At 60.2% G+C, this 22,651-nt stretch carries 14 protein-coding genes; 5 read left to right on the top strand and 9 right to left on the bottom strand.

Annotated elements, in window-relative coordinates; translation table 11 throughout:
* Positions 1-37: 37 nt before the first annotated feature.
* Entirely contained in the window at positions 38-652 is a 615-nt protein-coding gene (locus tag PS14A_RS19510) for an NAD(P)-dependent oxidoreductase (protein ID WP_212617013.1), read from the top strand.
* Between the two features lie 115 nt (positions 653-767).
* On the opposite strand, the gene PS14A_RS19505 is transcribed toward PS14A_RS19510, so the two are convergent.
* The gene (locus PS14A_RS19505) at positions 768-1,649 is read right to left on the bottom strand and encodes a LysR substrate-binding domain-containing protein (protein WP_212617012.1); all 882 of its coding nucleotides are present in this window, start codon (positions 1,647-1,649) and stop codon (positions 768-770) included.
* Between the two features lie 218 nt (positions 1,650-1,867).
* On the opposite strand from PS14A_RS19505, the gene PS14A_RS19500 reads away from it, so the two are divergent.
* Positions 1,868-3,505, top strand: coding sequence for a 5-guanidino-2-oxopentanoate decarboxylase (locus PS14A_RS19500; protein WP_212617011.1), 1,638 nt, complete (start codon positions 1,868-1,870; stop codon positions 3,503-3,505).
* The gene (locus tag PS14A_RS19495; RefSeq protein ID WP_212617010.1) at positions 3,505-4,953 is read left to right on the top strand and encodes an aldehyde dehydrogenase family protein; all 1,449 of its coding nucleotides are present in this window, start codon (positions 3,505-3,507) and stop codon (positions 4,951-4,953) included. The genes PS14A_RS19500 and PS14A_RS19495 overlap by 1 nt, the downstream gene beginning before the upstream one ends.
* 124 nt (positions 4,954-5,077) lie before the next feature.
* Here the strand turns inward: PS14A_RS19495 and PS14A_RS19490 are convergent, their stop codons facing one another.
* Complete coding sequence (locus PS14A_RS19490) at positions 5,078-6,007, bottom strand: AraC family transcriptional regulator (RefSeq protein ID WP_130912679.1); 930 nt, start codon at positions 6,005-6,007, stop codon at positions 5,078-5,080.
* Between the two features lie 369 nt (positions 6,008-6,376).
* On the opposite strand from PS14A_RS19490, the gene PS14A_RS19485 reads away from it, so the two are divergent.
* On the top strand, positions 6,377-6,730 hold the full coding sequence (locus tag PS14A_RS19485; RefSeq protein ID WP_041479832.1) for an antibiotic biosynthesis monooxygenase family protein: 354 nt from the start codon (positions 6,377-6,379) through the stop codon (positions 6,728-6,730).
* Between the two features lie 43 nt (positions 6,731-6,773).
* Positions 6,774-7,016 carry a hypothetical protein gene (locus tag PS14A_RS19480; RefSeq protein WP_041479831.1) on the top strand — a complete coding sequence of 81 codons (243 nt, stop codon included), beginning with the start codon at positions 6,774-6,776 and terminating at the stop codon, positions 7,014-7,016.
* Here the strand turns inward: PS14A_RS19480 and PS14A_RS19475 are convergent, their stop codons facing one another.
* The 7 genes from PS14A_RS19475 to PS14A_RS19445 all read right to left on the bottom strand — a co-directional run bounded on the left by PS14A_RS19475 (position 7,017) and on the right by PS14A_RS19445 (position 22,639).
* The gene (locus PS14A_RS19475) at positions 7,017-7,646 is read right to left on the bottom strand and encodes a flavin reductase family protein (protein WP_071173402.1); all 630 of its coding nucleotides are present in this window, start codon (positions 7,644-7,646) and stop codon (positions 7,017-7,019) included.
* Positions 7,647-7,781: 135 nt separating this feature from the next.
* The gene (locus tag PS14A_RS19470; RefSeq protein ID WP_076563978.1) at positions 7,782-9,101 is read right to left on the bottom strand and encodes an MFS transporter; all 1,320 of its coding nucleotides are present in this window, start codon (positions 9,099-9,101) and stop codon (positions 7,782-7,784) included.
* A gap of 368 nt (positions 9,102-9,469) precedes the next feature.
* Positions 9,470-10,798 carry a sigma-54 dependent transcriptional regulator gene (locus PS14A_RS19465; protein WP_212617009.1) on the bottom strand — a complete coding sequence of 443 codons (1,329 nt, stop codon included), beginning with the start codon at positions 10,796-10,798 and terminating at the stop codon, positions 9,470-9,472.
* On the bottom strand, positions 10,798-12,558 hold the full coding sequence (locus tag PS14A_RS19460; RefSeq protein WP_212617008.1) for an ATP-binding protein: 1,761 nt from the start codon (positions 12,556-12,558) through the stop codon (positions 10,798-10,800). The genes PS14A_RS19465 and PS14A_RS19460 overlap by 1 nt, the downstream gene beginning before the upstream one ends.
* A gap of 78 nt (positions 12,559-12,636) precedes the next feature.
* Positions 12,637-15,420 (bottom strand): RHS repeat-associated core domain-containing protein, encoded by a 2,784-nt coding sequence (locus PS14A_RS19455; protein ID WP_212617007.1) that lies wholly within the window; start codon positions 15,418-15,420, stop codon positions 12,637-12,639.
* Positions 15,417-18,158, bottom strand: coding sequence for an RHS repeat-associated core domain-containing protein (locus PS14A_RS19450; RefSeq protein ID WP_212617006.1), 2,742 nt, complete (start codon positions 18,156-18,158; stop codon positions 15,417-15,419). The genes PS14A_RS19455 and PS14A_RS19450 overlap by 4 nt, the downstream gene beginning before the upstream one ends.
* Positions 18,155-22,639 (bottom strand): SpvB/TcaC N-terminal domain-containing protein, encoded by a 4,485-nt coding sequence (locus PS14A_RS19445; protein ID WP_212617005.1) that lies wholly within the window; start codon positions 22,637-22,639, stop codon positions 18,155-18,157. The genes PS14A_RS19450 and PS14A_RS19445 overlap by 4 nt, the downstream gene beginning before the upstream one ends.
* Between the last annotated feature and the right edge of the window lie 12 nt (positions 22,640-22,651).

Here is a 22,651-nt window from a genome sequence, read left to right as displayed (position 1 = left end):
TGAACACGCAGCATTTTCAAGCCAACTGGAGAATGTCATGAGCAAGATCGCAATCATTGGTGCCACCGGCCGTGCCGGTAGCCAACTGCTGGAAGAAGCCCTGCGTCGCGGCCACAGCGTCACCGCCATTGCCCGCGATACCTCAAAGGTCGGTGATCGCGCCGGTGTCGTCAGCAAGAGCCTCGACGTGCTGGATTCGGCGGCGCTGCAAGCAGCAGTGGCCGGTCACGACGTGGTGATCAGCGCAGCGCATTTCGCCACCGTCCCGGCCTCGGCGATTGTCGGACCGGTAAAACAGGCGGGCGTGAAGCGCTTGCTGGTGGTCGGCGGCGCCGGTTCGCTGTTGCTGCCGGATGACACGCGGGTGATCGACAGCGCCGGTTTCCCGGCTGAATACAAAGCCGAGGCGAGCGCGGGGGCGGCGTTTCTTGATGCGTTGCGTCAGGAGCAGGAACTGGACTGGACTTTCCTCTCGCCGTCGGCGGAGTTTGTCGAGGGTGAACGCAGCGGCCAATATCGCGTCGGCAAGGATCATCTGTTGGTCAGTGCCGATGGGCGTAGCTGGATCACCTTCGCCGATTATGCGATTGCACTGATCGACGAAGTGGAAACGCCGAAGCATTTGCGGCAGCGTTATACGGTCGGTTACTGATCTGAAATGCTGTCCCTGTAGGAGCTGCCGAAGGCTGCGATCTTTTGATTTTGCTTTTCAAGATCAAGATCAAAAGATCGCAGCCTTCGGCAGCTCCTACGGGGTATAGCGGTGTTCAACGGCTATGTGCCTGCTCAACCAGCCAGAGCATCAGCTCCTCAAGTTGCGGCGAGGGTTCGGTTCCAGCAGGCACCACCACGTAATACGCCAACCCCGTCTTCACCTTCAACGCAAACGGCATCACCAGTCGCCCGACGTTCAGATCATCGCCAATCAGCGACCAGTCCCCGATCGCCACCCCCGTCCCGTGCGACGCCATCGACATCGCCTGATCCAGCGTTTCGAAATGCTGACCGCTGCGCAGACTGCCCAGTTGCAAACCCGCCGCATCGAGCCATACCGACCAGTCCTGAATGTCGTGGGTCGGGTGCAACAATAGATGCTCTTGCAAATCCTGCGGTGAATTCAGCGCCGGCGAGCCCTTGAGCAGTTGCGGCGAGCAGACCGGTGTCAGTTGCTCGTCGAACAGATGCAGTGCGCCTGGCGAATTGTCCGGCGGCGGACCGTAGATCACCGCGGCGTCGAATTGCTCGCGCTGAAAGTCCACGCCGTGTTGCAGCGAGGCCGTCAGTTTCACCGGCACGTCCGGGCGTTCCTTCTGCCATTGCAGCAGACGCGGCAGCAGCCAGCGCATCACGCAGCTCGGGGCCTTGAGTTGCAAGGTTTGCCGCGTCTGACTGATCTGCTCGGTCGCTTCACTGATCAGCCCGAAGACCTTTTCCACTCGCGGCAGCCATTCGCGGCCTTCGGCCGTCAGCGCCAGACCTCGGGCCAGACGAATGAACAGCGGATAACCGAGCTGTTCTTCGAGCCCGGCGATCTGCCGGCTCACCGCGCCCTGAGTGATGTGCAACTGCTCGGCGGCGCGAGTGAAATTGCAGCATTGCGCGGTGATCCAGAACGTATGCAGAGCGGGCAGGGGTGGCAGGCGTTTCATGGCGATCCGAGGTATGACGTGGCGACATGGCTAGTATGACTTTTAATCGATTGTTGCTGCCAGTTGCGCACCGTTCCAATGGGCACTCCACGGACCCTGTGGGAGCGAGCCTGCTCGCGAAGACGGTTCAAGGTTCGACACGGATGTTGGCTGGACCGCTTATTCGCGAGCAGGCTCGCTCCCACAGGGAGTGTTCAGTGAATGAAAGGGCAATCAACATGGCAACGTGCGGCGAAGTACTGGTCAAGCTGTTGGAGAATTACGCGGTCGAGCAGGTGTTCGGCATTCCCGGTGTACACACCGTTGAGCTGTACCGAGGCCTCGCCCGTTCGAGCATCAACCACGTCACGCCTCGTCACGAACAGGGCGCCGGGTTCATGGCTGACGGCTACGCGCGCACCAGCGGCAAACCCGGCGTGTGCTTCATCATCACCGGCCCGGGCATGACCAATATCACCACGGCCATGGGCCAGGCTTACGCCGATTCGATTCCGATGCTGGTGATTTCCAGCGTGCAGTCGCGCAGTCAGTTGGGCGGTGGCCGCGGCAAGTTGCATGAACTGCCGAACCAGAGCGCACTGGTCGGCGGCGTCGCAGCGTTCTCGCACACGCTGATGTCCGCTGCCGAACTGCCGGTGGTGCTTGCTCGCGCTTTCGCGCTGTTCCAGGCCGGACGACCGCGTCCGGTGCACATCGAAATTCCGTTGGACGTGCTGGTGGAAGAGGCCGATGAGTTGCTCGCCAGCCTGCCGGTGAATATCGATCGCGCCGGCGCCGCACCGGCTGCCGTGGCCCGCATGAGCGAACTGCTCGCCACGGCGCAACGTCCACTGATTCTCGCCGGCGGCGGTGCTATCGACGCAGCGCCGCAGCTGACGCGACTCGCCGAATTGCTCGACGCTCCAGTGGCGCTGACCATCAACGCCAAAGGCATGCTGCCGACCAGCCATCCATTGTTGATCGGTTCGACGCAAAGCCTGGTCGCCACCCGCGCACTGGTCGCTGAAGCCGACGTGGTGCTGGCGATCGGCACGGAGCTGGCCGAGACTGATTACGACGTGACCTTCGCCGGCGGCTTCGAGATTCCCGGCAAGCTGTTGCGCATCGACATCGATGCCGATCAGACCGTGCGCAACTACCCGCCGCACGTCGCACTGGTCGCTGATTCGCGCAATGCCGCGCAGGCATTGCTCAGCACGCTGACGCAAAAGTCGCTGGCCGAGCGTCGCAATGATTGGGGCCAGGTCCGCGCCGCGCGTCTGCGTAATGAATTGGCGGCGAGCTGGGATGCACCAACGCTGGCGCAGACGCGTTTGCTCGAAACCGTGCTGCACGAATTGCCCGAAGCGGTGTTCGTCGGCGATTCCACGCAACCGGTGTACACCGGCAACCTCACGTTCAACCCCGAGCGTCCGCGACGCTGGTTCAACGCATCCACCGGTTACGGCACCCTCGGCTATGCGTTGCCGGCGGCGATTGGTGCGTGGCTCGGTGGACAACTCGATAACGGCGCGCGCCCGCCGGTGGTGTGCCTGATCGGTGACGGCGGCTTGCAATTCACCCTGCCGGAACTGGCCAGCGCCGTTGAAGCGCGGGTGCCGGTAATCGTGCTGCTGTGGAATAACCAGGGTTACGAGGAGATCAAAAAGTACATGGTCAACCGCGCCATCGAACCGGTCGGCGTGGACATCTACACCCCGGATTTCGTCGCCGTGGCCAAGGGCCTCGGTTGCGCCGCGCAAGCCATCAGCAGCATCGACGAATTGCGCGCAGCGCTGCGTAAAGCGACGGACCGGCAAGGCCCGACGCTGATTGAAATCGACCAGAACCAGTGGATGCAGGCGGTGGCCCAATGATGAGTTTTCCAACCACACTCGACGGGCTCTACATCAACGGTCAATGGTCGTCGGGCCGCGAACATCTACGGGTGATCAACCCCGCTACCGAAGCGCTGCTGACCACCGTCAATGGCGGTGACGAACACGCCGTCGACCAGGCGATCAGCGCGGCGACCGAAGCGTTCGAACATTGGTCGAAAACCACCGGCGCCGAACGCGCTGCGATCCTGCGCAACATTGCCAACGGCGTGCGCAACGGTCGCGATCACTTGATGAACCTGCAGTCGAGCAACAACGGTAAACCGCAGTTCGAAGCGGCCATCGATGTCGATGACGTGATCGCCACTTTCGACTATTACGCCGAACTCGCCGAAGGCTTCGACGCCGGTCAGGACAGCAACGTGCCGCTGCCCAGCGAGGATTTCAGCGCACGCTTGCGTCGTGAGCCATGCGGCGTGGTCGGGCTGATCGTGCCGTGGAATTTCCCCATGGTCACCACCGCGTGGAAACTGGCGCCAGCGCTCGCCGCCGGTTGCTGCGTGGTACTGAAACCCTCTGAAGTGACGCCGCTGCCGGAGTTGGAACTGGCCGCGATCATCGCTGAATGCGGGTTGCCCTACGGCGTGTTCAATCTGGTCTGCGGCACCGGGCTGGCGGTGGGCGCGCCGTTGTCGGCGGATCCACGTATCGCCAAGATCTCTTTCACGGGCAGCAATGCGGTTGGCGTGCAGGTGATGCAACGCGCTGCCGAAACGGTGAAGGGGGTCAGCCTGGAGCTGGGTGGCAAATCGTCGTTGCTGGTGCTGGCGGATGCCGATTTGCAGCTGGCGGTAGAACTGGCTTGTGGCGGGGCGTTTTTCAACGCCGGGCAGATGTGCTCGGCCACCAGTCGCGTGCTGGTTGCCGAGGCATTGATGGATGAATTTCTTCAGCGCCTGCAAAAACGTGCGGAGGCGATCCGAGTCGCTGATCCGTTTGATGCGGATGTGGAGATGGGCGCGCTGGTCAATCAGGCGCAGTACCAGCGGGTGCTTGGGCATATTGATCGCGGTTTGAGCGCCGGGGCGAGGTTGGTGTGCGGCGGCAATCGTCCGGCGCATTTGCCGCGCGGTTATTTTCTCCAACCGACGGTGTTCACCGACGTGCCGCTGGACAGCGCGTTATGGCGTGAAGAGATTTTCGGCCCGGTGGTGTGTGTACGCAGTTTCGCCAGCGAGAGCGAGGCGATTGCGCTGGCCAACGACACGCAGTTCGGCCTGGTCGCGAGTGTGGCGACGCGCGATGCTGCAACGGCGGATCGCGTGGCCAATGCCTTGCAGGCAGGGCTGGTGTGGATCAATGCTCCGCAGGTGATCTTCCCGCAGACGGCTTGGGGCGGTTACAAGCAGAGCAGCGTCGGTCGAGAGTTGGGGCCTTGGGGGTTGGCGGCGTTTCAGGAGATCAAGCATGTGATCCGCGCGGTCTGATCATAGATATGTAGCGCCTGGACTGACCCCTTCGCGAGCAGGCTCGCTCCCACATTGGAATGCATTTCCTTATGGGAGCGAGCCTGCTCGCGAAAGCGCCATAAGCCCCACCTCAGATACTGGATCAGACCGAAAGCCGCAACCGCGCCAGATCCCGCAACGGCGGCGCGCCAAACAGGCGGCTGTATTCGCGGCTGAACTGCGACGGACTTTCATAGCCCACCCGATACCCCGCCGCCGAGGCTTCCAGGCCTTCGGTCAACATCAGCCGCCGCGCTTCTTGCAGGCGCAGTTGCTTCTGATATTGCAACGGACTCATCGCGGTCATCGCCTTGAAACGGTGATGCAAGGTCGACACGCTGAGGTTCACTTCCCGCGCCAGATCATCGATGCGCAACGGCTGCTCGAAGTTGCCGTTGAGCCATTTGATTGCCTGGCTGATGCGATGGCTCTGGCTGTTGGCAATCGCGATCTCATACAAACGATGACCCTGCGGGCTGCGCAGCAAGCGGTAGAGAATCTCCCGGCGAATCAGCGGCGCGAGCATGGCGATGTCTTTCGGCGCGTCGAGCAGCCGGGCCAGACGCAGCACCGCGTCGAGCATGGCGCTGTCGATTCTTTCCACGTACAGACCACGTCCGGTCGGCCGGGTCGGTACGCCCATCGGGCCGGCGTCGGCGATCAGCGCGGTGATTTCGGTCGGATCAATGTCGAGGCGCACGGCGAGGATCGGTTCTTCCGGCGAGACATTGACCACCCGGCCGCTGAGCGGCATCGAAACCGACACCACCAGATAATTCAGCGGGTCGTAGTTGAAGAACTCATCGGCCAGGCGCACCTCTTTGCGCCCCTGCGCCATGATGCACAGCGCCGGCTGCGCGAGCACCGGGGCAAAATCATGGGACTGGGTGTGGCGCGACATCACCAGCGAACCGATCGCGGTCTGGTAGCTGCCATCGTCGCTGGTGTTGCGGCGGATGATCGCCGCCAGCTCCGCACGCTGCTTTTCCATGTCGGCGCTGGGTTCGGCTTGAAAACGATCGAATGACGTCATGCACGGCATCCTCGGCAAGTGAGGGGGGAATGCAGCAGAGCATATGTTTGTGCAAGCAGCGGCGGTAGACACATTCTGCCAAATGCTTGCCTGATTCTGCATCGCGATATCCATCAGCATCGACGCGATGCCTGTGTGTACGAGCTGCCGGAGGCTGCGATCTTTTGATTTTTGTTTTTCAGATCAAAAGATCGCAGCCTTCGGCAGCTCCTACAGGGCAGCGGCGCCGGCCGGGGTTTTGGCAAGTCTCGCAGGATTGTGCAACGCGAAGGCAGGAATCGACTAACGGCGCTGCGGCCCCGGCCCTTAATCTTTGCTTCAGTCGCAGCCCGTCCCCCGGCTGCCACGCGATTTCATGGAGGGTTGATCATGTCCAAGCAGATGCCTGTCAGTCATATGGCCTTCGTTCGTGCCCAGCCCGGGCGTTCGGCGGAACTCGGTGTGCGCCTCAGCGCGTTGATCGAGGTCTCGCGCGCGGCGCCCGGCTGCCTGAGTTTTTCCTTGCAACAATCGCAGTGCGACGCTGACCTGTGGCTGGTCAGCGGCTACTGGAGCAGCCAGCAGATGATGACGGCGTATTTCAACAGTCCGTCGATGGAAGTCTTTGCCGAGCTGGTCCAGGACCTGGTGGTCAACAGCCTCGACTTCCACACCTTCAGGGACGTTTCCGCCGCGCAGGCCCTCGGTCAATGCGCGGCGCCGATACACAAACTCGCCGGTTGAGGGTTTAATGTCCGGCTTATTTGATTGAGCCAGGATCCGCGACATGGCACGTAAAGAGTTTGAACGCTTCGAAGCAGTCTCCGCAGTCGTCCCCGTCGAGCTGGGCGGCAACAAGGGTTATTACGCGGCCATCGCGGTCAAGGCCCTGGTCGATGGCGGCGCCCCACGCTTTCACAAATTGCTCAATGAGCAGGTGTTTCCCGGCGCCATCGCTGCCGATGATGCGGCCATCAACGAGCTGGACAAGCTCAAGGGCGTCACTGATGACGCCGAGCTGATCTGGTAATTACTTCTGTGCGCCTGGGCGCCACATCTTGAACAGCGCTTCCGGCCCCAGCTGGAAATAATCCGCCGGCCCGCCGCCACGCAAAATCGGTTGTGCGGCGGCGGTGTCGTAGATGCCGTCTTTCAGCAGCCATTTGGCGATGTGCACGGCGACGACCTCACCGAGGATCAGCCAGCTCGGTACGGTTTCGCCATCGGCGCGTTGCAGCTGGATGATCTGCGTGACCTTGCACTCGAAGGACACTGGACTTTCGGCGACCCGTGGAACCGAAATCACCTTTGACGCCACGGTCGTCAGCCCCGCCAGTTCAAACTCGTTGACCTCAGGCGCGACCATCGCGCAGCTCTGGTTCATCTGCTCGGCCAACGGGCGCGTGGCGAGGTTCCAGACGAACTCCCCGGTCTGCTCGATGTTGTTCAGACTGTCTTTGCGCCCGACACTGGAAAAGCCAATGATCGGCGGCACGTAGTTGAAGGCGTTGAAGAAACTGTAGGGCGCGAGATTGAGCCGGCCTTCGGCATCTTGGGAGGAAATCCAGCCGATGGGGCGCGGACCGACGATGGCGTTGAACGGATCGTGGGGCAGGCCGTGGCCGTTGGCGGGTTCGTAGAAGTGGATGTCATCGGGCATGGGGAGCGGATTCCTGAGCTGCATTCGGATGCCGCCATAGTGCAAGGACCCAGCGCATATTTCCAGCCAGACGCGAGACCCCGTAGGGTTCGTGGCAGGACACAGATTTTGTGGCCTGCCAGCGATGTAGCCCCGTCAGTCAGTGACGATCCGCGAATGCTTCTGGGTGTCTTTCATGGTGATGTACACCAGCAGCGACACGGCAATGCACGCGGTGACGTACCAGTAGTAACCGGTTTCCATGCCGATGCTCTTGAACCACAGCGCGATGTATTCGGCGGTGCCGCCGAAGATCGACACGGTCAGTGCGTACGGCAGGCCGACGCCCAGGGCGCGGATTTCGGTCGGGAACAATTCGGCTTTCACCACCGCATTGATCGAGGTGTAGCCGCTGACGATGATCAGCGCGGCCATGATCAGGAAGAACGCGCCCCACCAGGTCTGGATGGTGTGCAGGGTCATCAGGATCGGCACGGTGAAGATCGTACCGAGCACACCGAAGGCGATCAGGATCGGGCGCCGGCCGATCTTGTCCGACAGCCCACCAATGATCGGTTGCAGGCACATGAACAGGAACAGCGTGGCGGCGGAAATGGTGGTCGAGTCGGAGATGCTCATGCCGACCGTGTTCACCAGGTATTTCTGCATGTAGGTGGTGTAGGTGTAGAACGCCAGGGTGCCGCCCATGGTCAGGCCGACCACGGTCAACAGCTCTTTCGGGTGGCGCATCAAGGTGCGCATCGCGCTTTCCTTGGACTTCTCTTTCTTGGTGAACGATTCGGTTTCTTCCATGCCGCGACGCAGGTACAACGCTACCACTGCGCAGAGCGCGCCGATGGCGAACGGAATGCGCCAGCCCCACGCGTACAGCTGTTCGGTGGTCAGGGTGTTTTGCAGCACGATCAATACGCCGAGGGCGATGAGCTGGCCGGAGATCAGGGTCACGTACTGGAAGCTGGAGAAGAAGCCGCGACGTTCCTTGGTCGCCATCTCGGACAGATAAGTCGCCGAGGTGCCGTATTCGCCGCCAACCGAAAGGCCTTGCAGCAGGCGGGCGAACACCAGCAGGATCGGCGCGCCGATGCCGATGGTTTCATAGTTCGGGCTCAGGGCGATCAGCAGCGAGCCGAAGCACATCAGGTACACCGAGGCCATCAGCGCTTTCTTGCGCCCGACCTTGTCGGCGTACATGCCCATCAGCCAGCCACCAATCGGACGCATCAGGAAGCCCACGGCGAAGATCGCTGCGGTGTTCATCAGTTGCGCAGTGGTGGAACCGGCGGGGAAAAAGGTTTTGGCGAAGTACAGGGAGAAAGCGGCATACACGTACCAGTCGTACCACTCGACCATGTTGCCGACAGAACCGCTGAAGATCGATTTGATCCGGCTCGCGGTGGTTCTTGGTTTGGCCGGCACGGCAGCCGACCCAAGGGGCAGGGCGTTGGAGTTATCCATTGAAGGATCCTTCGTTTAATTGTTTTTGTGGAGCGCGTCGGAACGCAGCCTGCCAGGGCTATAGCAGGAGGTGTGCCAAGGGGTGAGGGGCCGGTTTAGAGGGGGTGGCGGGGAAGACTGAGCGGATTTGTGCCGACTGATTGGGCTGAGTGAGCGGATTTCCGCTTACCGCGTGAAGATCAAAAGCCCCTCACCCTAGCCGGGAGAGGGGACTGACCGAGGTGTTCTTGTGGGTTACATCGACCTGCAATATCGAGTCGAATACAGATTCGGGAAAGCATGGAGATCGGCTCCCTTCCCACTCGCCCCCCTGGGGGAGAGGGTTGGGGTGAGGGGGATGGATTTCAGCTACACCCCAAATCTCTGCCTCACTCCGCCAGAAACATCTCCCGACTCAACCCATGCCGCTGCATCTTTTCATTGAACGTGCGGCGCGGCAGTTGCAGTTCTTCGAGCACGGCTTTCACATCGCCTTTGTGCCGGGTCAATGCCGCGCGCAGACATTGCGCTTCGAAGGCTTCCTGCTGCGCCGCCAGCGATTGCCCCGGATCAATCCCCACCACCGGTTCATCCAGCCCCAACACCTGACGTTCGGCGACATTGGCCAGTTCGCGCACGTTGCCCGGCCAGTCATGGCTGAGCAGGTGACTGAGCTGCGCACCGGTCAACGGCGGAAAGGTCCGGCCCAGACGCTGAGCGGCATTCTGCGCGAAGGTCTCGAACAGCAACGGAATGTCTTCGCGGCGATCGCGCAGCGGCGGCAAGCGCAGTTCGGCGACGTTCAGGCGATACGCCAGGTCCTCACGAAAACGCCCGGCGCGGGCTTCGTCGAGCAGGTCCGGTTTGGTCGCCGCGACGATACGCAAATCAACGCGAATGCTTTGGTTCGAACCCAGCCGTTCGAGCTTTTGTTCCTGCAAGACCCGCAGCAATTTCACCTGCTGGGCCAGCGGCATGCTTTCGATCTCGTCGAGAAACAGCGTGCCGCCATCGGCATATTCCAGCTTGCCGATGCGCTTGCCCGAGGCGCCGGTAAACGCGCCGCTCTCATGGCCGAACAGCTCGGCCTCGAACAGTTGCTCCGGGATCGCCGCGCAATTGAGCGCTACAAAGGGCTTACCGGCGCGCGGGCCGAAATCATGCAGGCAACGCGCGACCAGTTCCTTGCCGCTGCCGGTTTCACCACGGATCAGCACGTTGACCGGCAACGTCGCCAGATCCAGCACTTGCCGACGCAATGTCTGCAAACCGCGGGACACGCCGAGCAACGTCGCATCCAGCCTAGCGCGGTTGTCAGCCAGTTCGTGCAGGGCACGGTTTTCCAGGACCAGGCGGCGTTTGTCCAGCGCCCGACGCAGGCTGCCGAGCAGGGTTTCCGGGCTGAACGGTTTTTCCAGAAAGTCGTAGGCGCCGTCGCGCATCGCCTCGACCGCCATCGGCACATCGCCATGGCCGGTAAGCAGAATCACCGGCAGATCGCTGTCGCGCTGTTGCACTTCGGCGAGCAGTTGCAAACCGTCCATGCCGGGCATGCGCACGTCGCTGAGGATCACCCCGGCAAAATGTTCCGGGAGCGCGGCGAGGCATTCTTCGGCACGGCTGAACAATTGCACCTGAAACCCCGACAGGCTCAGCCACTGTTCAACGGCGTCGCGAATGCTGCTTTCGTCGTCGACCACCATCACCGAATTGAGCATCAGATATGTGCCTCCAGATCGATTGGCAGGGTCAGGCTGAACACTGCGCCGTGGTCGCCATTCTCCACGCTCAAGCGCCCGCCGGATTCATGCACGATGGCGAAGGATACTGCCAGCCCCAGGCCCAGACCGTCACCCACCGGTTTGGTGGTAAAGAACGGATCGAACACCTGGCCCAGATGTTCCTCGGCAATCCCGCCGCCGTTGTCGCTGACGCTGAGCCGCCACAATTGTTCATCGGCCTCCAGACGGATTTCCAGGCGCTTGCAGGCTTTGCCTTGCATTGCATCCAGCGCATTGCGCAACAGGTTGATCAACACCTGTTCGAGACGAATCGCATCACCGCGCACCCACGCCGGGCGGGTCAGATGCAGCACCAGGCTGACCTGCTCGTCACGCAGTCGCGCATCGAGCAGTTGCAGTGATTGATCGACCACCGTCGCCAGATCCAGACGTTCGCGCAGGCCGCTCGGGCTTTTTCGGGCGAAAGTCTTGAGGTGGCCGGTGAGGGCAGCCATGCGCGTGAGCATATCGTCCACCGGTTTCAGCGCCTTGTAGGCGTCATCGACGCGGCCATGTTCGAGCAGCAGGCGCAAGGTTGCCAGTTGCATGCGCTGGGCGGTCAGCGGTTGATTGATTTCGTGGGCCAGCGCGGCGGACATCTGCCCCAGCGCGGCGAGTTTGGCCGACTGCACCAGGCCTTCCTGAGCGGTGCGCAAGTCGCGGGTGCGCTCCTCGACCAGACGCTCGAGTTCTTCGCGATTGCGCTGACGCACCTTCGCCAGCCGCCAGCGCTGATTGAGAAACAGCAACAGAAACACCAACGCCAGCCACACGCCAGCGGCGGCCAGCGCGGCGTTGCGCAAATCCTCGAAGGCTACTTGCGGGCGGCGCAACAGGTGCAGGGTCCAGCCTTCGGTTGTCAGCGGCAGCGATTCCCACAGATAGTCCGCCGTGCCCTGCGGGCCTTCGACGCGGCGCAGATCGCTGTTGTCATCGAAGCGGCGCAACGGCAAATGGGTCAGCGGCACCAGCGATTGCTTGTCGTACTGACGCGTGCTTTTGATCTCGACCAGATCATCGGCGCTCAACGGCCGCAAGGCGCGATAACGCCAGCCCGGCTGGTTGGCGATGAAGATGATCCCGCGCGCATCGCTGACCAGCAGCGTGTCGCTGCCCTGGCTCCATTCGCGCTCCAACTCCGGGAATTCCAGTTTGACGACCATGGCGCCGAGGAACTCGTCGTGGTCACCGAGCACCGCGCTGGAAAGGAAATAGCCGGGAATGCCGCTGGTCACGCCCACCGCGTAGAAACGTCCGGTGCCCTGAGTGCGGGTCTGGCTGAAGTACGGGCGAAAACCATAATTGTGGCCGACATAACTGCTCGGCAGCCGCCAGTTGCTCGCCGCCACCGCCAGCCCTGTTCGATCCAGCAATTCCAGGGTCGAGGACTGCGCCGCGCCGTTGATCTTTTCCAGCTTCAGATTCAGTGCCGCTTGCTGCGCGGCATCGACCGGGCCGGCCAGTGCCGAACGCAATTGCGGGTCCAGCGCCAGTACGGCGGGCAGGGCGCGATAGCGATCAATGAGGGTGTGCAATGAGTTGGCGTACAACCCCAGTTGCTGATTGGCGCGGGCCGCGTCTTCTTCCAGCGCCTGACGCTCGGCGTGGCGCATCGCGAGTGTCGCGGCCACGACCGTGCCGGCGATGATCAGCAGGGAATACAACGACAGACGCAGGGTACGGGAAGTCGGCAGCATGCTGGTCTAACGGATGGTAGGAGGAGGGGCACGATAGCATGCCATCACCCCTTGCCTGCTACTTGAGATCCATGGGGGTCATGCCGCCCTGGGTTTCTTCGAATAGGATATTGCCCTGTTCATCGTTTCTTGCAGGTGTCCGGTAATTCTTGCCGTTTCCGTTTCGAGGTCGGCAAGTTTGACTCCTGCCAGCGAATCAATGGAAAGCGCAGCGAAGTACTCTCTGGTGGTTTGCAGGTTATCGTTGATCTGCTGGACCAATGCCGGGATATATGTGAACAGCCTGCCGTATTTCTCGTCGGATATTTCAGAACTGGCGTCGCTGACTTCTTTAACGATTTCTACTGCTCCAATCGCTAAGGAAAGCCCTGCACCGGCTTCAGAAGCAACGTTTGGTGCAAAAAACTTGAGCCCAAAAGCGGCAGCAAGTTTTCCGGTACCTACCTGGCCTTTGGTTTTTCGAACGTCAAAATTCTTGATGCCCTTGGCGCCCAGGTAATTCAGTAGGTTCATGGACTTGTACTCTGCCTGCCGGATGATTTTGTCAGGATCAAGAGCACTTGCTTTGAGCTTGACCGAGGTGCTCAGCCCGGATTTTTCGGCGACATAGTCGATAGCGAAGCTGACGGCGGTTTTGGTGGCAATCCCCATGCCGACACCAACCACATTTCCCACGCCAGGAGCGGCTACCCCTAACGCTTGGGCACCCAGCCCAACCACTATTCCTGCGCCATAACTGAGGGCCTGATTCGTCACATGGACGGCTGTTCTACGGGCTGTTGCTTTCGCAAAATGGGAAGTTGAATTCTGGTTGAGCATCTGCTGCTGCACATTGTTGGATCGCAGTTGGGTGATTCCCAGAATATTCACGTGCTTGAGTATCTGATTCGCCAGAGTGCTGCGCAGGCGATCAGAAGCCATTCCCTGACCTCTTTTTGCATAGCTGGCGTTTTCCCGCGAAAAGTGCCTGCTCCAGGCGGCGTCATAGTCCGCTTTTGTCGGCAGTAATTTGCCTTGACCGTCGGCGTCTATATAACCGACGGGGTTGTTGCTTACAAACGCATACAGATTCAACCCATCCACGTCCCCCGCCGGATCGGCACTGATCCAGCGCTGCAACCACGGCGCGTAATAACGGGCGCCGTAGTAATACAACCCGCTGACGTCCATTTCCTTGCCGGAATACCGGATGAAGCGGTATTCGATTTCCGATTCCGGCGCCATCCACGCGGTTTCGCCGAAGGGGTAGTAGCCTTCTTCGCTGGTAACTGTCGCCTCTTCGTTCAGTTCCATCACGCAAGAGCCGAGATGGTCGTCCAGGGTGTAACGCACCTGGTTGTTTTCGGCAGGTGGATTGGTCACCCAGTGCAGGCAGCGTGCATTGCCGAGGCTGATGACGTGCAGTTCTTCGCCGTTGTCCTTGCTGCGGATTTCCAGACCGGGCAGGTAGCGCACTTTATCGATGTGACTGACCCCCCTGGCGACCGTTTCGCGATATTTGAGTACCCGCACGCCCTGGCTGTAGCGGTAATTCTCGGTGTCGTTGGCGCTGTCCTTGCGAATGACCAGATCTATATGTTCCAGCTCGTCACGATTGTTCCAGTGCAATGTCGGGCCGTGCCGCAGCCTGGATTGATTGCCGTGCAGGTCGAACCAGTTGCCAAAGTCCGGTTCGTCATCGCCGGTTTCCCGGCGTACTGCGCGATTGCTTTCACTGTCGATGTGCATACGCCTGGTGCGACAACCCTCGTCGCGCTGATGGCACAACTCGATCAGGTTTCCTCCCTTGTCGTAAGTGTAAGTCTGGGTGTAGTTGCGGCGGTTTTTCGGATCGGTCGGTTGCGGCAGGCCGGGGATGTCCGGGGGTAGGGCGTCGTCGTAACCGGTTGCGCGAATCAACCGGTACAAGGAGTCGTAGATGAATTCGCGATGGCCATCGACCCGCTGGTTGGCAAACCAGGTGGGTTCGAAGGCGTGGTCTTCAATGCGAATGATGTTGCCGACGCGGTCGTAGAAATAGGCGAGATCCTGCAGCCTGTCTTCACCGGGTTTGTGACTTGTTTGCGTGTGCAAACGCCCGTCGGCCGGGTCGTATGTCCATTGGCTGAGCACGCCGTTGCCGGCCAGTTGCGCGATGATCTGATTGTTGGCGTTGTACTGTGCATCGAGCATCACTCGCTTGACGGAGTGCCCCTTGATCTCAAGATCCACTTGCCTGAGCTGCCCGGCAAGACCATGGCGTGATGCTCGGCGATGACCGCCGGCGTCGGTTTGCTCCAGGACAGCACCGACGGGGCTGATCATCTGGCGCGTGGTGAACGGCTCGCCATCGCGAAAGGTGCGGGTTTCTGCAATCGCCTGGCCGGTGAGGGCATAACCGGTGATTTTCAGCGATCCTGAAAAATCCGTCTGTTCGATCAACTGGCCGCGCAGGTTGCAGTCTCTATCGGCGGAACTTTCACCATAGCTGAAACTGTCGATCTGATCCCCGCTGGCTTCCTTTAGCGTTTTTACGCGTAGCAGCATGTCAAAGGTCGATTGCCAATGATGATCACGTTTGTCCCAGCGATGCAGTGGTTCGCCGGCCAGTCCCGGCAGCACCAGGCGCAAGCCCGAATCGGCGCTATCGGTGTACAGCACAGTGCCGTCGAGCGCATAGACGTTGGTGGCGTTCGCCACCGGCAGGCGCGGGTCGTACTGTGCCGCCAGGCGCCCGGCTACATCGTGGTGCTGGCAAGATACCAGAGCGCTTGGCGGATCAGCGGCTACCGAGTGCAGGTAAGCGATCTGTCGGATTGGCAGACCACGTGCGTCGATGACCGTCAACGCAGGAGTGCGCGAATGGACGGTATCGTACTTCATTGGGGTGGGTAGACATGTCTGGTGAAACGCTCGACAAAAGCCTGAAATTTCGCCCTGAACCCGGTCCTCGGTTTCGCTTCTTTGCGCAGGAAAACATTGTCTGTAAGTAAATCTTCCTTGTACCACTTCATCATGGTCTGGGTGGTTTCGATAAATCCAAGGATCTCAGTGGTCTGCTCTCGCAAGGTATCTAGCCGAATGATTTTGGCATCCTTCAAGCGGCTCTTGTCAGATAGCACGTCAGCCGAATTGATCGTGTTTTGTCCTGTTCGTCTGAAGGCCTTCTCAATATGGGTCATTCGCGAAGTAAGGGCTTGATGCCAGTCGGCGAGCATTGTTTCGATTTTTCCAATCTTGACCGGATCCAGACCATTTTGTATGTCCACCACTTCCTGCACTCGCGAACCCAGGTTAAGTGCCGCACCCGTGCCTGGAACATATGATCCGACGCCACGGCTCATCAGGATGGTGGACGCATCAGCTGGCGTAAAACTCGATGAACTCGCCGTGCCAGCGATCTTTTGATCAATGGCTTCGACGCTCATGACCGAAGTTTGTGGAATCAATGGGCTTGTCATATTTGCAAAGGACGTGAATTGAGCGACGATCGACTCGGCAATGTCGCCGTTGATGTGCGTGGCAACCATATCGACCAGGTATTTGACGGCCTCTGGCATACCGGCGGTAAGTTCTGAACCAACGAATGTGCCGCCGAAGTAACCTGCAAAGAAGCCGGCAGTGCCTATAAGTGCTTCTGCAAATCCGCTCTTGAGCAGATCCCCCCCGTATTTTCTTTGTGAAATTTTCAGCATCTTGTCCTGCGTCATAGCAGCGTGGTTGCCGAGTACCGTTGCAAACCTTGAGAAATTGACGATATCGAATCTGTCTTGGCTGTTGCCATGCACATCCACAAAAGTCAGCGGGTTGTTCCCGACGAACCCATACAGGTTCAACCCATCCACATCCCCCGCCGGATCGGCACTGATCCAGCGCTGCAACCACGGCGCGTAATAACGGGCGCCGTAGTAATACAACCCGCTGACGTCCATTTCCTTGCCGGAATACCGGATGAAGCGGTATTCGATTTCCGATTCCGGCGCCATCCACGCGGTTTCGCCGAAGGGGTAGTAGCCTTCTTCGCTGGTAACTGTCGCCTCTTCGTTCAGTTCCATCACGCAAGAGCCGAGATGGTCGTCCAGGGTGTAACGCACCTGGTTGTTTTCGGCAGGTGGATTGGTCACCCAGTGCAGGCAGCGTGCATTGCCGAGGCTGATGACGTGCAGTTCTTCGCCGTTGTCCTTGCTGCGGATTTCCAGACCGGGCAGGTAGCGGACCTGATGAAAATGGTTGGCACCCGGAGCAAAGGTTTCGTGGCGCTTGAACACTCGCACGCCCTGGCTGTAGCGGTAGTATTCGGCGTCGTTGGCGCTGTCCGGCCGCACCACCAGATCGATGTGCTCCAGCTCGTCACGCTTGTTCCAGTGCAAGGTCGGGCCGTGCCGCAGCCTGCGCTGATTGCCGTGCAGGTCGAACCAGTTGCTGAAGTCCGGTTCATCATCGCCCGTTTCCCGGCGCACACCGCGATTGCTTTGATCGTCGATGTACATGCGCCGGGTGCGACTGGCACCGTCGCGCTGATGACGCAGTTCGATCAGGTTGCCGCCATCGTCGTAGCTGTACGTCTGGGTATAGTTGAGGCGGTTTTTTTCGGTGGGCGGTTGCGGCAGACCGGGGATGTCCGGGGGCAGGGCGTCGTCGTGACCCGTGGCACGGATCAACCGGTACAGCGAGTCGTAGCTGAATTCGCGATGGCCATCGACCCGCTGGTTGGCGAACCAGGTCGGCTCGAAAGCGTGATCTTCGATACGAATGACGTTGCCGACGCGGTCGTAGAAATATTCGAGATCCTGCAGCCTGTCTTCACCGGGTTTGTGACTTGTTTGCGTGTGCAAACGCCCGTCGGCCGGGTCGTATGTCCATTGGCTGAGCACGCCGTTGCCGGCCAGTTGCGCGATGATCTGATTGTTGGCGTTGTACTGTGCATCGAGCATCACTCGCTTGACGGAGTGCCCCTTGATCTCAAGATCCACTTGCCTGAGCTGCCCGGCAAGACCATGGCGTGATGCTCGGCGATGACCGCCGGCGTCGGTTTGCTCCAGGACAGCACCGACGGGGCTGATCATCTGGCGCGTGGTGAATGGCTCGTCATCATGGAAGGTTCGGGTTTCCACGAGCGTCTGGCCGGAGAGGGAGTAGCCGGTGATCTCCAGTAAACCTGAAGCATCTGTCTGCTTGTTCAACTGCCCCCGCAGGTTATGGCTTGCATCGGCATCACTCTTGCCATAGGTGAAACTCTCGCCCAGGTCCTCGCCGTGTTCCCTGAGAGTTTTCACGCGAAGCAGCGGGTCAAATGTCGATTCCCAGTGATGGCCAAGCTCATCCCAGCGCTGTAAAGGCTCGCCGGCCATGCCTGGCAGGACCAGGCGCCAGCCCGAATCGACACTATCGGTGAACAGCGTTGTGCCATTGAGCATGTAAGTGGTGGTGGCGTTCGCCATTGGCAAGCGCGGATCCTGCTGCGCCACGTGGCGCGCTGCCAGATCGTGCTGCCGGGTCGTCACCAGAGCGCTGGGTGTGGCACCGACTGCTGAGCGCAAGTAAGCGACCTGTCGGATCGGCAGGCCGCGGCCGTCGATGACCGCCAGTGACGGCGTGCGCCAATGCAGGGAGGAGGTCATGAGCCTGACTCGCGAGCGGACTCTTGCTCTTCGGCGGTGTCGTTGAAATCTTCGCTGGTGTGATACCAGGGATGGTAAGTCTGGCGGGAAAAGTCGCCTTTGGCGTTGACCAGCTTGATCGGACGCCCCTGCGCGTCATAGAACAATTGGTCGAACAGCCCGAGTCTGTGCAGCGATTGATCATTGACGTAGCAGTGCCTGTTGGCAAAGAACGGCCGGTACTGGCGTATGGGCAAACCCTTGTTGTTGTATTCGACCCGTTCGCTGACGCGCCAGCGTGGATCGGCAGGCAACTCAGCGTTTTCGGCAAGCAACTCGCCAGTGTTCGGGTCCACGTCATGCGCCGGCCCCGGGTCGACCAATTGCAGGGTTTGCAATGCACGACCAAAACCGTCGACACAGGCTTTGACGATCTGGATCTGCGCATCGATCGCATCGTCGGGATAGCGGTCGGCGCTGAGTATCACGGTGTGTACAGGTTCTCGACACGCTGAGCTGATGGCCTCGAGCATCCGCTGATCATCGAGCGTCAATGTCCGGGCAAGGGTCAGCCGGCGACGTGTGCTGGCGCGAATGTGTCCGCCGCGCAGCAGGTCGCCTTGTTTGATCCCTTGGCGCCCAAGCGCCGAAGCAGGAATGGCTGCCATCCAGCTGAACAGGTTTTTGTGCAGGGTACTCGCTGCGCCCTGGACGGCCTGCGCCGGATTGGCGATGGCCCATTCCGGATGAGTGTCGGGCAACGGCCGATAGTCGCTCAGGGCATGGAAGCCGGCGGGTTTGCCATTTTCCGTACCCTGGAAACTTGTGACCAATGGCTGACCGGAAGGCTCGTAGATAACTTCTTCGAGATTGTCGTTGGCGTCGATGACTCGCAGGGGTTTCAGCGCGTGGTAATCGAATTCCGCGACGCGCACGGCACAACCGTCCGGCAACTCCATCCGCATGATCGTCAGGTAATGACTGTCGTAAACCGCCGTGGTCATGCCATGGCTTGGCGTTTCGTTGAATGCGAGCACGTTGTAGAACGCTGGCAGGTTGCCGTAGCGAGAAAAATTGAAGCGCGACGACCAGAGATTCTGTTCGTCACTCGGCGCCGCTTCGAACAACGGCGGCATGGGCGCATAGCCAATATCCAGCAGGGCTTCACGGATGACCAGGCCTGGCACAACGCTATAAGCGTCCAGCGCGGTCTTGTCCAGTAGCGCCAGCTCCAGAGAATGCGCCAGGGCTTCGAACCCGGCGACACCGTCATCCAGTTCGATACCGTCCACGCTCACATAGCGCTGGATCGATTGGGAAGTCAGCACCCGTTCGCTATGCCATTGCGTGGAATCCTGGTGCTCTCGCAGAAACTCGAACGATACCTGTCCCGGGTTGAGCCCGACCGGCAGATCGCCCTTGGCCAACTTCAAAGCATTGCCCTGATCCTGATAGGGCAGGCCCAATCGCCACTGTTGCGAGTCGACCAGATTGATCCGGCGTGCACGGGTTTCACTGATGTAAAAGTATTGCTGCGCTTCGTCGTGAGCGTCGGACCACCATTGATTCAGATGGTCTTCGGTGAAGGGGGGCGGGCTCTGGGCGGTCAACCTGCGCGCATAGCTCACCGTAAGTGCGTGGGTCGCGGCGCCGTAAGCGTCCCAGCGCAGGATGACATCGTGGCGGCACAGCGGGTCATTGATAAAGCCGTCGTACTGATAACTGATTGCTTCGGCCTGAAGGGGTAGCAGCACGGCTGCGGCATATTGCCCCTGCGGTCGTACCTCGCGAACCAGATAGCGCTTCTCTTCTACCGAGTACAGCGCGGCTGCACCGGGCGCCTGCGCATCGGCGCGGTAGGGGAAAATTTCTGTTCGAGCGACCGAGCCAACCAGTGCCTGCGCAATCCGATAGCGACTGTCGGCCCCCTCCGGAGTGACGGGCTCATCGATTTCACCTTTGGGGTGGTAACGACTGAACAGGGTTTCGCCCAACGGGCAGGCGTCCGCGTCCGCGCTGAAATAATCGTCGCGGGAGCGATTGATTTCCTGACCGTTGTGAAACCAGGTGCATGTTTGCACTGGCTCGCTGAAGCCGGGCTCTGAAGGATCGGCTCCAACCTCGCAGTCAAGTTGCTGCAAGTAGCCGAACCCACGAAATTCCCTATCCTTGCCGTCGTAGAACCCTTCGCGCCAAGTGAACGACTGGGTCAACCGGTTGCCGGTGATCTCGTCGTGTTGCTCCTGCTTCTTCACCACGGCCAGCGGAAATGGCAGATGACATACCGGTGCACGCTCAAGTGCCAGCAGCCGCTCCTTTTCATCCAGCCATTCCTGAGCCGAGCTGCGATAAGTCACGCTGCTGGAACAGCCCATGTTGTTGTTACTGTTGACCAGCAGGTAGGGCTTGGCTGCAACAAAATCGTAGCGCCAATGCCGCGGCTGGATATGCGGCACCGTCAGAATCAGGCTGGCGCAACCGAGGCCTTGCAGGTCGGCGAAACTGACCTGGCACAAACGGTCATAGCGCACGTCTTCAGGCCACGGCACGCTGACGGGAATCTGCTCCAGGCCATTGCCGCCCCGGTTCAGGTAGATGTCGAACCCATCGGATTTGAGATAGATCAGCGCGGGCGCGCCGGAGCCATCGAGATCGGCCAGACGTACTCGCGAGGCGTCGAATTCTTCATGGGTGAAGGGCAGGGCGCTGATCTTGCGACCTTGACCGAATTTGCCATGACCAAGATTCGGCCAGCAGCGGACCTCGTCATGGCGGATGCGGCACAGCTCGGGCATGTCGCTGCCAAGCAGATTGCCCAGAAGCACCAGTTCGCTTCGCGAGTTGCTGAACACCGGCAGACGATCGTCTGCGTATTCATGGGGTATTTCCCGTGCGGCGGCGAAGCCTTTTTCGCGCAGGCTGGCATAAAGACGTACGCGGTCGGGGCTGATGCTGGCCGCTGACATCAGCCCGTCCCCGCTGAAATCCCCCATGGTCAAAGTCAGATCCTGGTGTTCCCGGGGAAACGTGTCGAACGCGCTGAACAGTTCGAATTGCCGCTGCGCATTCAACGCATGAAAACCGCAGTAACCCAACCGGGCAATGATCAGATCCAGGCGGCCGTCACCGGTCAGGTCAAGCAGTTGCGCCACGGCGCGGTTGCGATCTGCCACCGGGATCCTGTCCAGCAAAACCCATGGGTCGTAACCGATCAGTTCGGTACCAGGTGCCGCGCGTCGCGGTTCTCGGTAATACCAGGCGTTGTCGTAGCGGCAGAGAAAGCCCGGCACGCCCTCGCCATACAGATCGACGCATTGATAGAACCCGCCGTCTTCGATGCCCGGTTGAGTCTCGTTTTCCAACAGCCGGGCAGGGGTTTTATTGATCTCGAAAGGCGAGTAGTCGAATTCCACCGGTGGAGTGTGTTCGACATTGCCTTGGCCATCGAACGCCTGATAGTGCGCTGCAGTGATCTGGCTGTAAGCCCACTGCGCAATGTTCTGGAACGGTCGATATTCCAGCAGCAGGCGACGTGCAAGTTTTGCCTCTGTCGCCAGGCCCCCGGGGAAGTGATGAAACATCAACACTTGCTGGCAGAGCCTGCGGGTGCTCAGCTCAAAACCCTGCCCATAGCTGGAAAACGGATCCGGTCGCAGCCGCCAGCGGTTCACTTCCTCGTAGCTCGGAATCTCCGTCAGCGAATTGCTGCGTTCGCCGTAATCGAACACCAGTTGAAAATGCCATGGCAGATCCGTCGGTCGGTCAGTGTCCCAGCTGTAAAGGTGATCGCTCGCCGTGGCATTGCCGTAACACACCCGTCGCAGATAACGCTGGGCGCGATAGTCGTGAATCGGGTCTTGTTCGTCAGGCTGATCGTCGGGTTTGTATTCGTAGCAGATGTGTTCGCCATGGGCGTTCATGCTTTCACACAGCAGCCAATTGCTGATGCGCGATTCGTCGTTGGGGTCGGCACGGCGTGAGGCGGTGGTTTTGCCGTAGACGTGCAATGTGCCGTCGGCGCCGTGTACCAGCCAGAAGGGCGCTCCACCGTCAGCCGGTTGCCAGCGTTCGCGTAGCGAGAAATCACCCTCGATACGCGCCCGGTAAGACACGACATCATGGGCAGCAATGACGACATCCCGGTAGGTTTGCTCCCTGCGCGATTTCAGCTTCCCGTCATCATCCAGCTCGGGCATCCACACTTCACCGTCGTGACCGATGATTTCGTCGTGCTCGCTGTAGCGCGGTACGCCCTTGTTGGTGCGTCTGCTGATTTGACTCAGACCGAGATTCCAGCCCAGGCCAAACGCGCTGTTACCGCTCTGGCTGCTGCACGAAAGCGTCATTTGCGGATCAAAACCGCGCCCAACGCTCGCAGGGATCGGCAGTTCGAACCCCGCTGTGCCCGTGGGCCCTACAGCGCTCCAGCTCTTGCCGATCGTGGCTATCGATGAACTCTTGGCGATGGCCGGTGCGGTGATGCTCAAATCTTGGTCGGGCATGGTCGAATCCAT

Source organism: Pseudomonas sp. 14A, assembly GCF_018132745.1.
GTDB lineage: Bacteria > Pseudomonadota > Gammaproteobacteria > Pseudomonadales > Pseudomonadaceae > Aquipseudomonas > Aquipseudomonas mercuritolerans.
This window is presented reverse-complemented; position numbering and strand designations above follow the sequence as displayed.

What these genes read in the sequence shown, in the direction of transcription:
- PS14A_RS19510 (WP_212617013.1), top strand. Translation starts at nt 38, where the DNA reads ATGAGCAAGATCGCAATCATTGGTGCCACCGGCCGTGCCGGTAGCCAA.
- PS14A_RS19505 (WP_212617012.1), bottom strand. Translation starts at nt 1,649, where the DNA reads ATGAAACGCCTGCCACCCCTGCCCGCTCTGCATACGTTCTGGATCACC.
- PS14A_RS19500 (WP_212617011.1), top strand. Translation starts at nt 1,868, where the DNA reads ATGGCAACGTGCGGCGAAGTACTGGTCAAGCTGTTGGAGAATTACGCG.
- PS14A_RS19495 (WP_212617010.1), top strand. Translation starts at nt 3,505, where the DNA reads ATGAGTTTTCCAACCACACTCGACGGGCTCTACATCAACGGTCAATGG.
- PS14A_RS19490 (WP_130912679.1), bottom strand. Translation starts at nt 6,007, where the DNA reads ATGACGTCATTCGATCGTTTTCAAGCCGAACCCAGCGCCGACATGGAA.
- PS14A_RS19485 (WP_041479832.1), top strand. Translation starts at nt 6,377, where the DNA reads ATGTCCAAGCAGATGCCTGTCAGTCATATGGCCTTCGTTCGTGCCCAG.
- PS14A_RS19480 (WP_041479831.1), top strand. Translation starts at nt 6,774, where the DNA reads ATGGCACGTAAAGAGTTTGAACGCTTCGAAGCAGTCTCCGCAGTCGTC.
- PS14A_RS19475 (WP_071173402.1), bottom strand. Translation starts at nt 7,646, where the DNA reads ATGCCCGATGACATCCACTTCTACGAACCCGCCAACGGCCACGGCCTG.
- PS14A_RS19470 (WP_076563978.1), bottom strand. Translation starts at nt 9,101, where the DNA reads ATGGATAACTCCAACGCCCTGCCCCTTGGGTCGGCTGCCGTGCCGGCC.
- PS14A_RS19465 (WP_212617009.1), bottom strand. Translation starts at nt 10,798, where the DNA reads ATGCTCAATTCGGTGATGGTGGTCGACGACGAAAGCAGCATTCGCGAC.
- PS14A_RS19460 (WP_212617008.1), bottom strand. Translation starts at nt 12,558, where the DNA reads ATGCTGCCGACTTCCCGTACCCTGCGTCTGTCGTTGTATTCCCTGCTG.
- PS14A_RS19455 (WP_212617007.1), bottom strand. Translation starts at nt 15,420, where the DNA reads ATGAAGTACGATACCGTCCATTCGCGCACTCCTGCGTTGACGGTCATC.
- PS14A_RS19450 (WP_212617006.1), bottom strand. Translation starts at nt 18,158, where the DNA reads ATGACCTCCTCCCTGCATTGGCGCACGCCGTCACTGGCGGTCATCGAC.
- PS14A_RS19445 (WP_212617005.1), bottom strand. Translation starts at nt 22,639, where the DNA reads ATGCCCGACCAAGATTTGAGCATCACCGCACCGGCCATCGCCAAGAGT.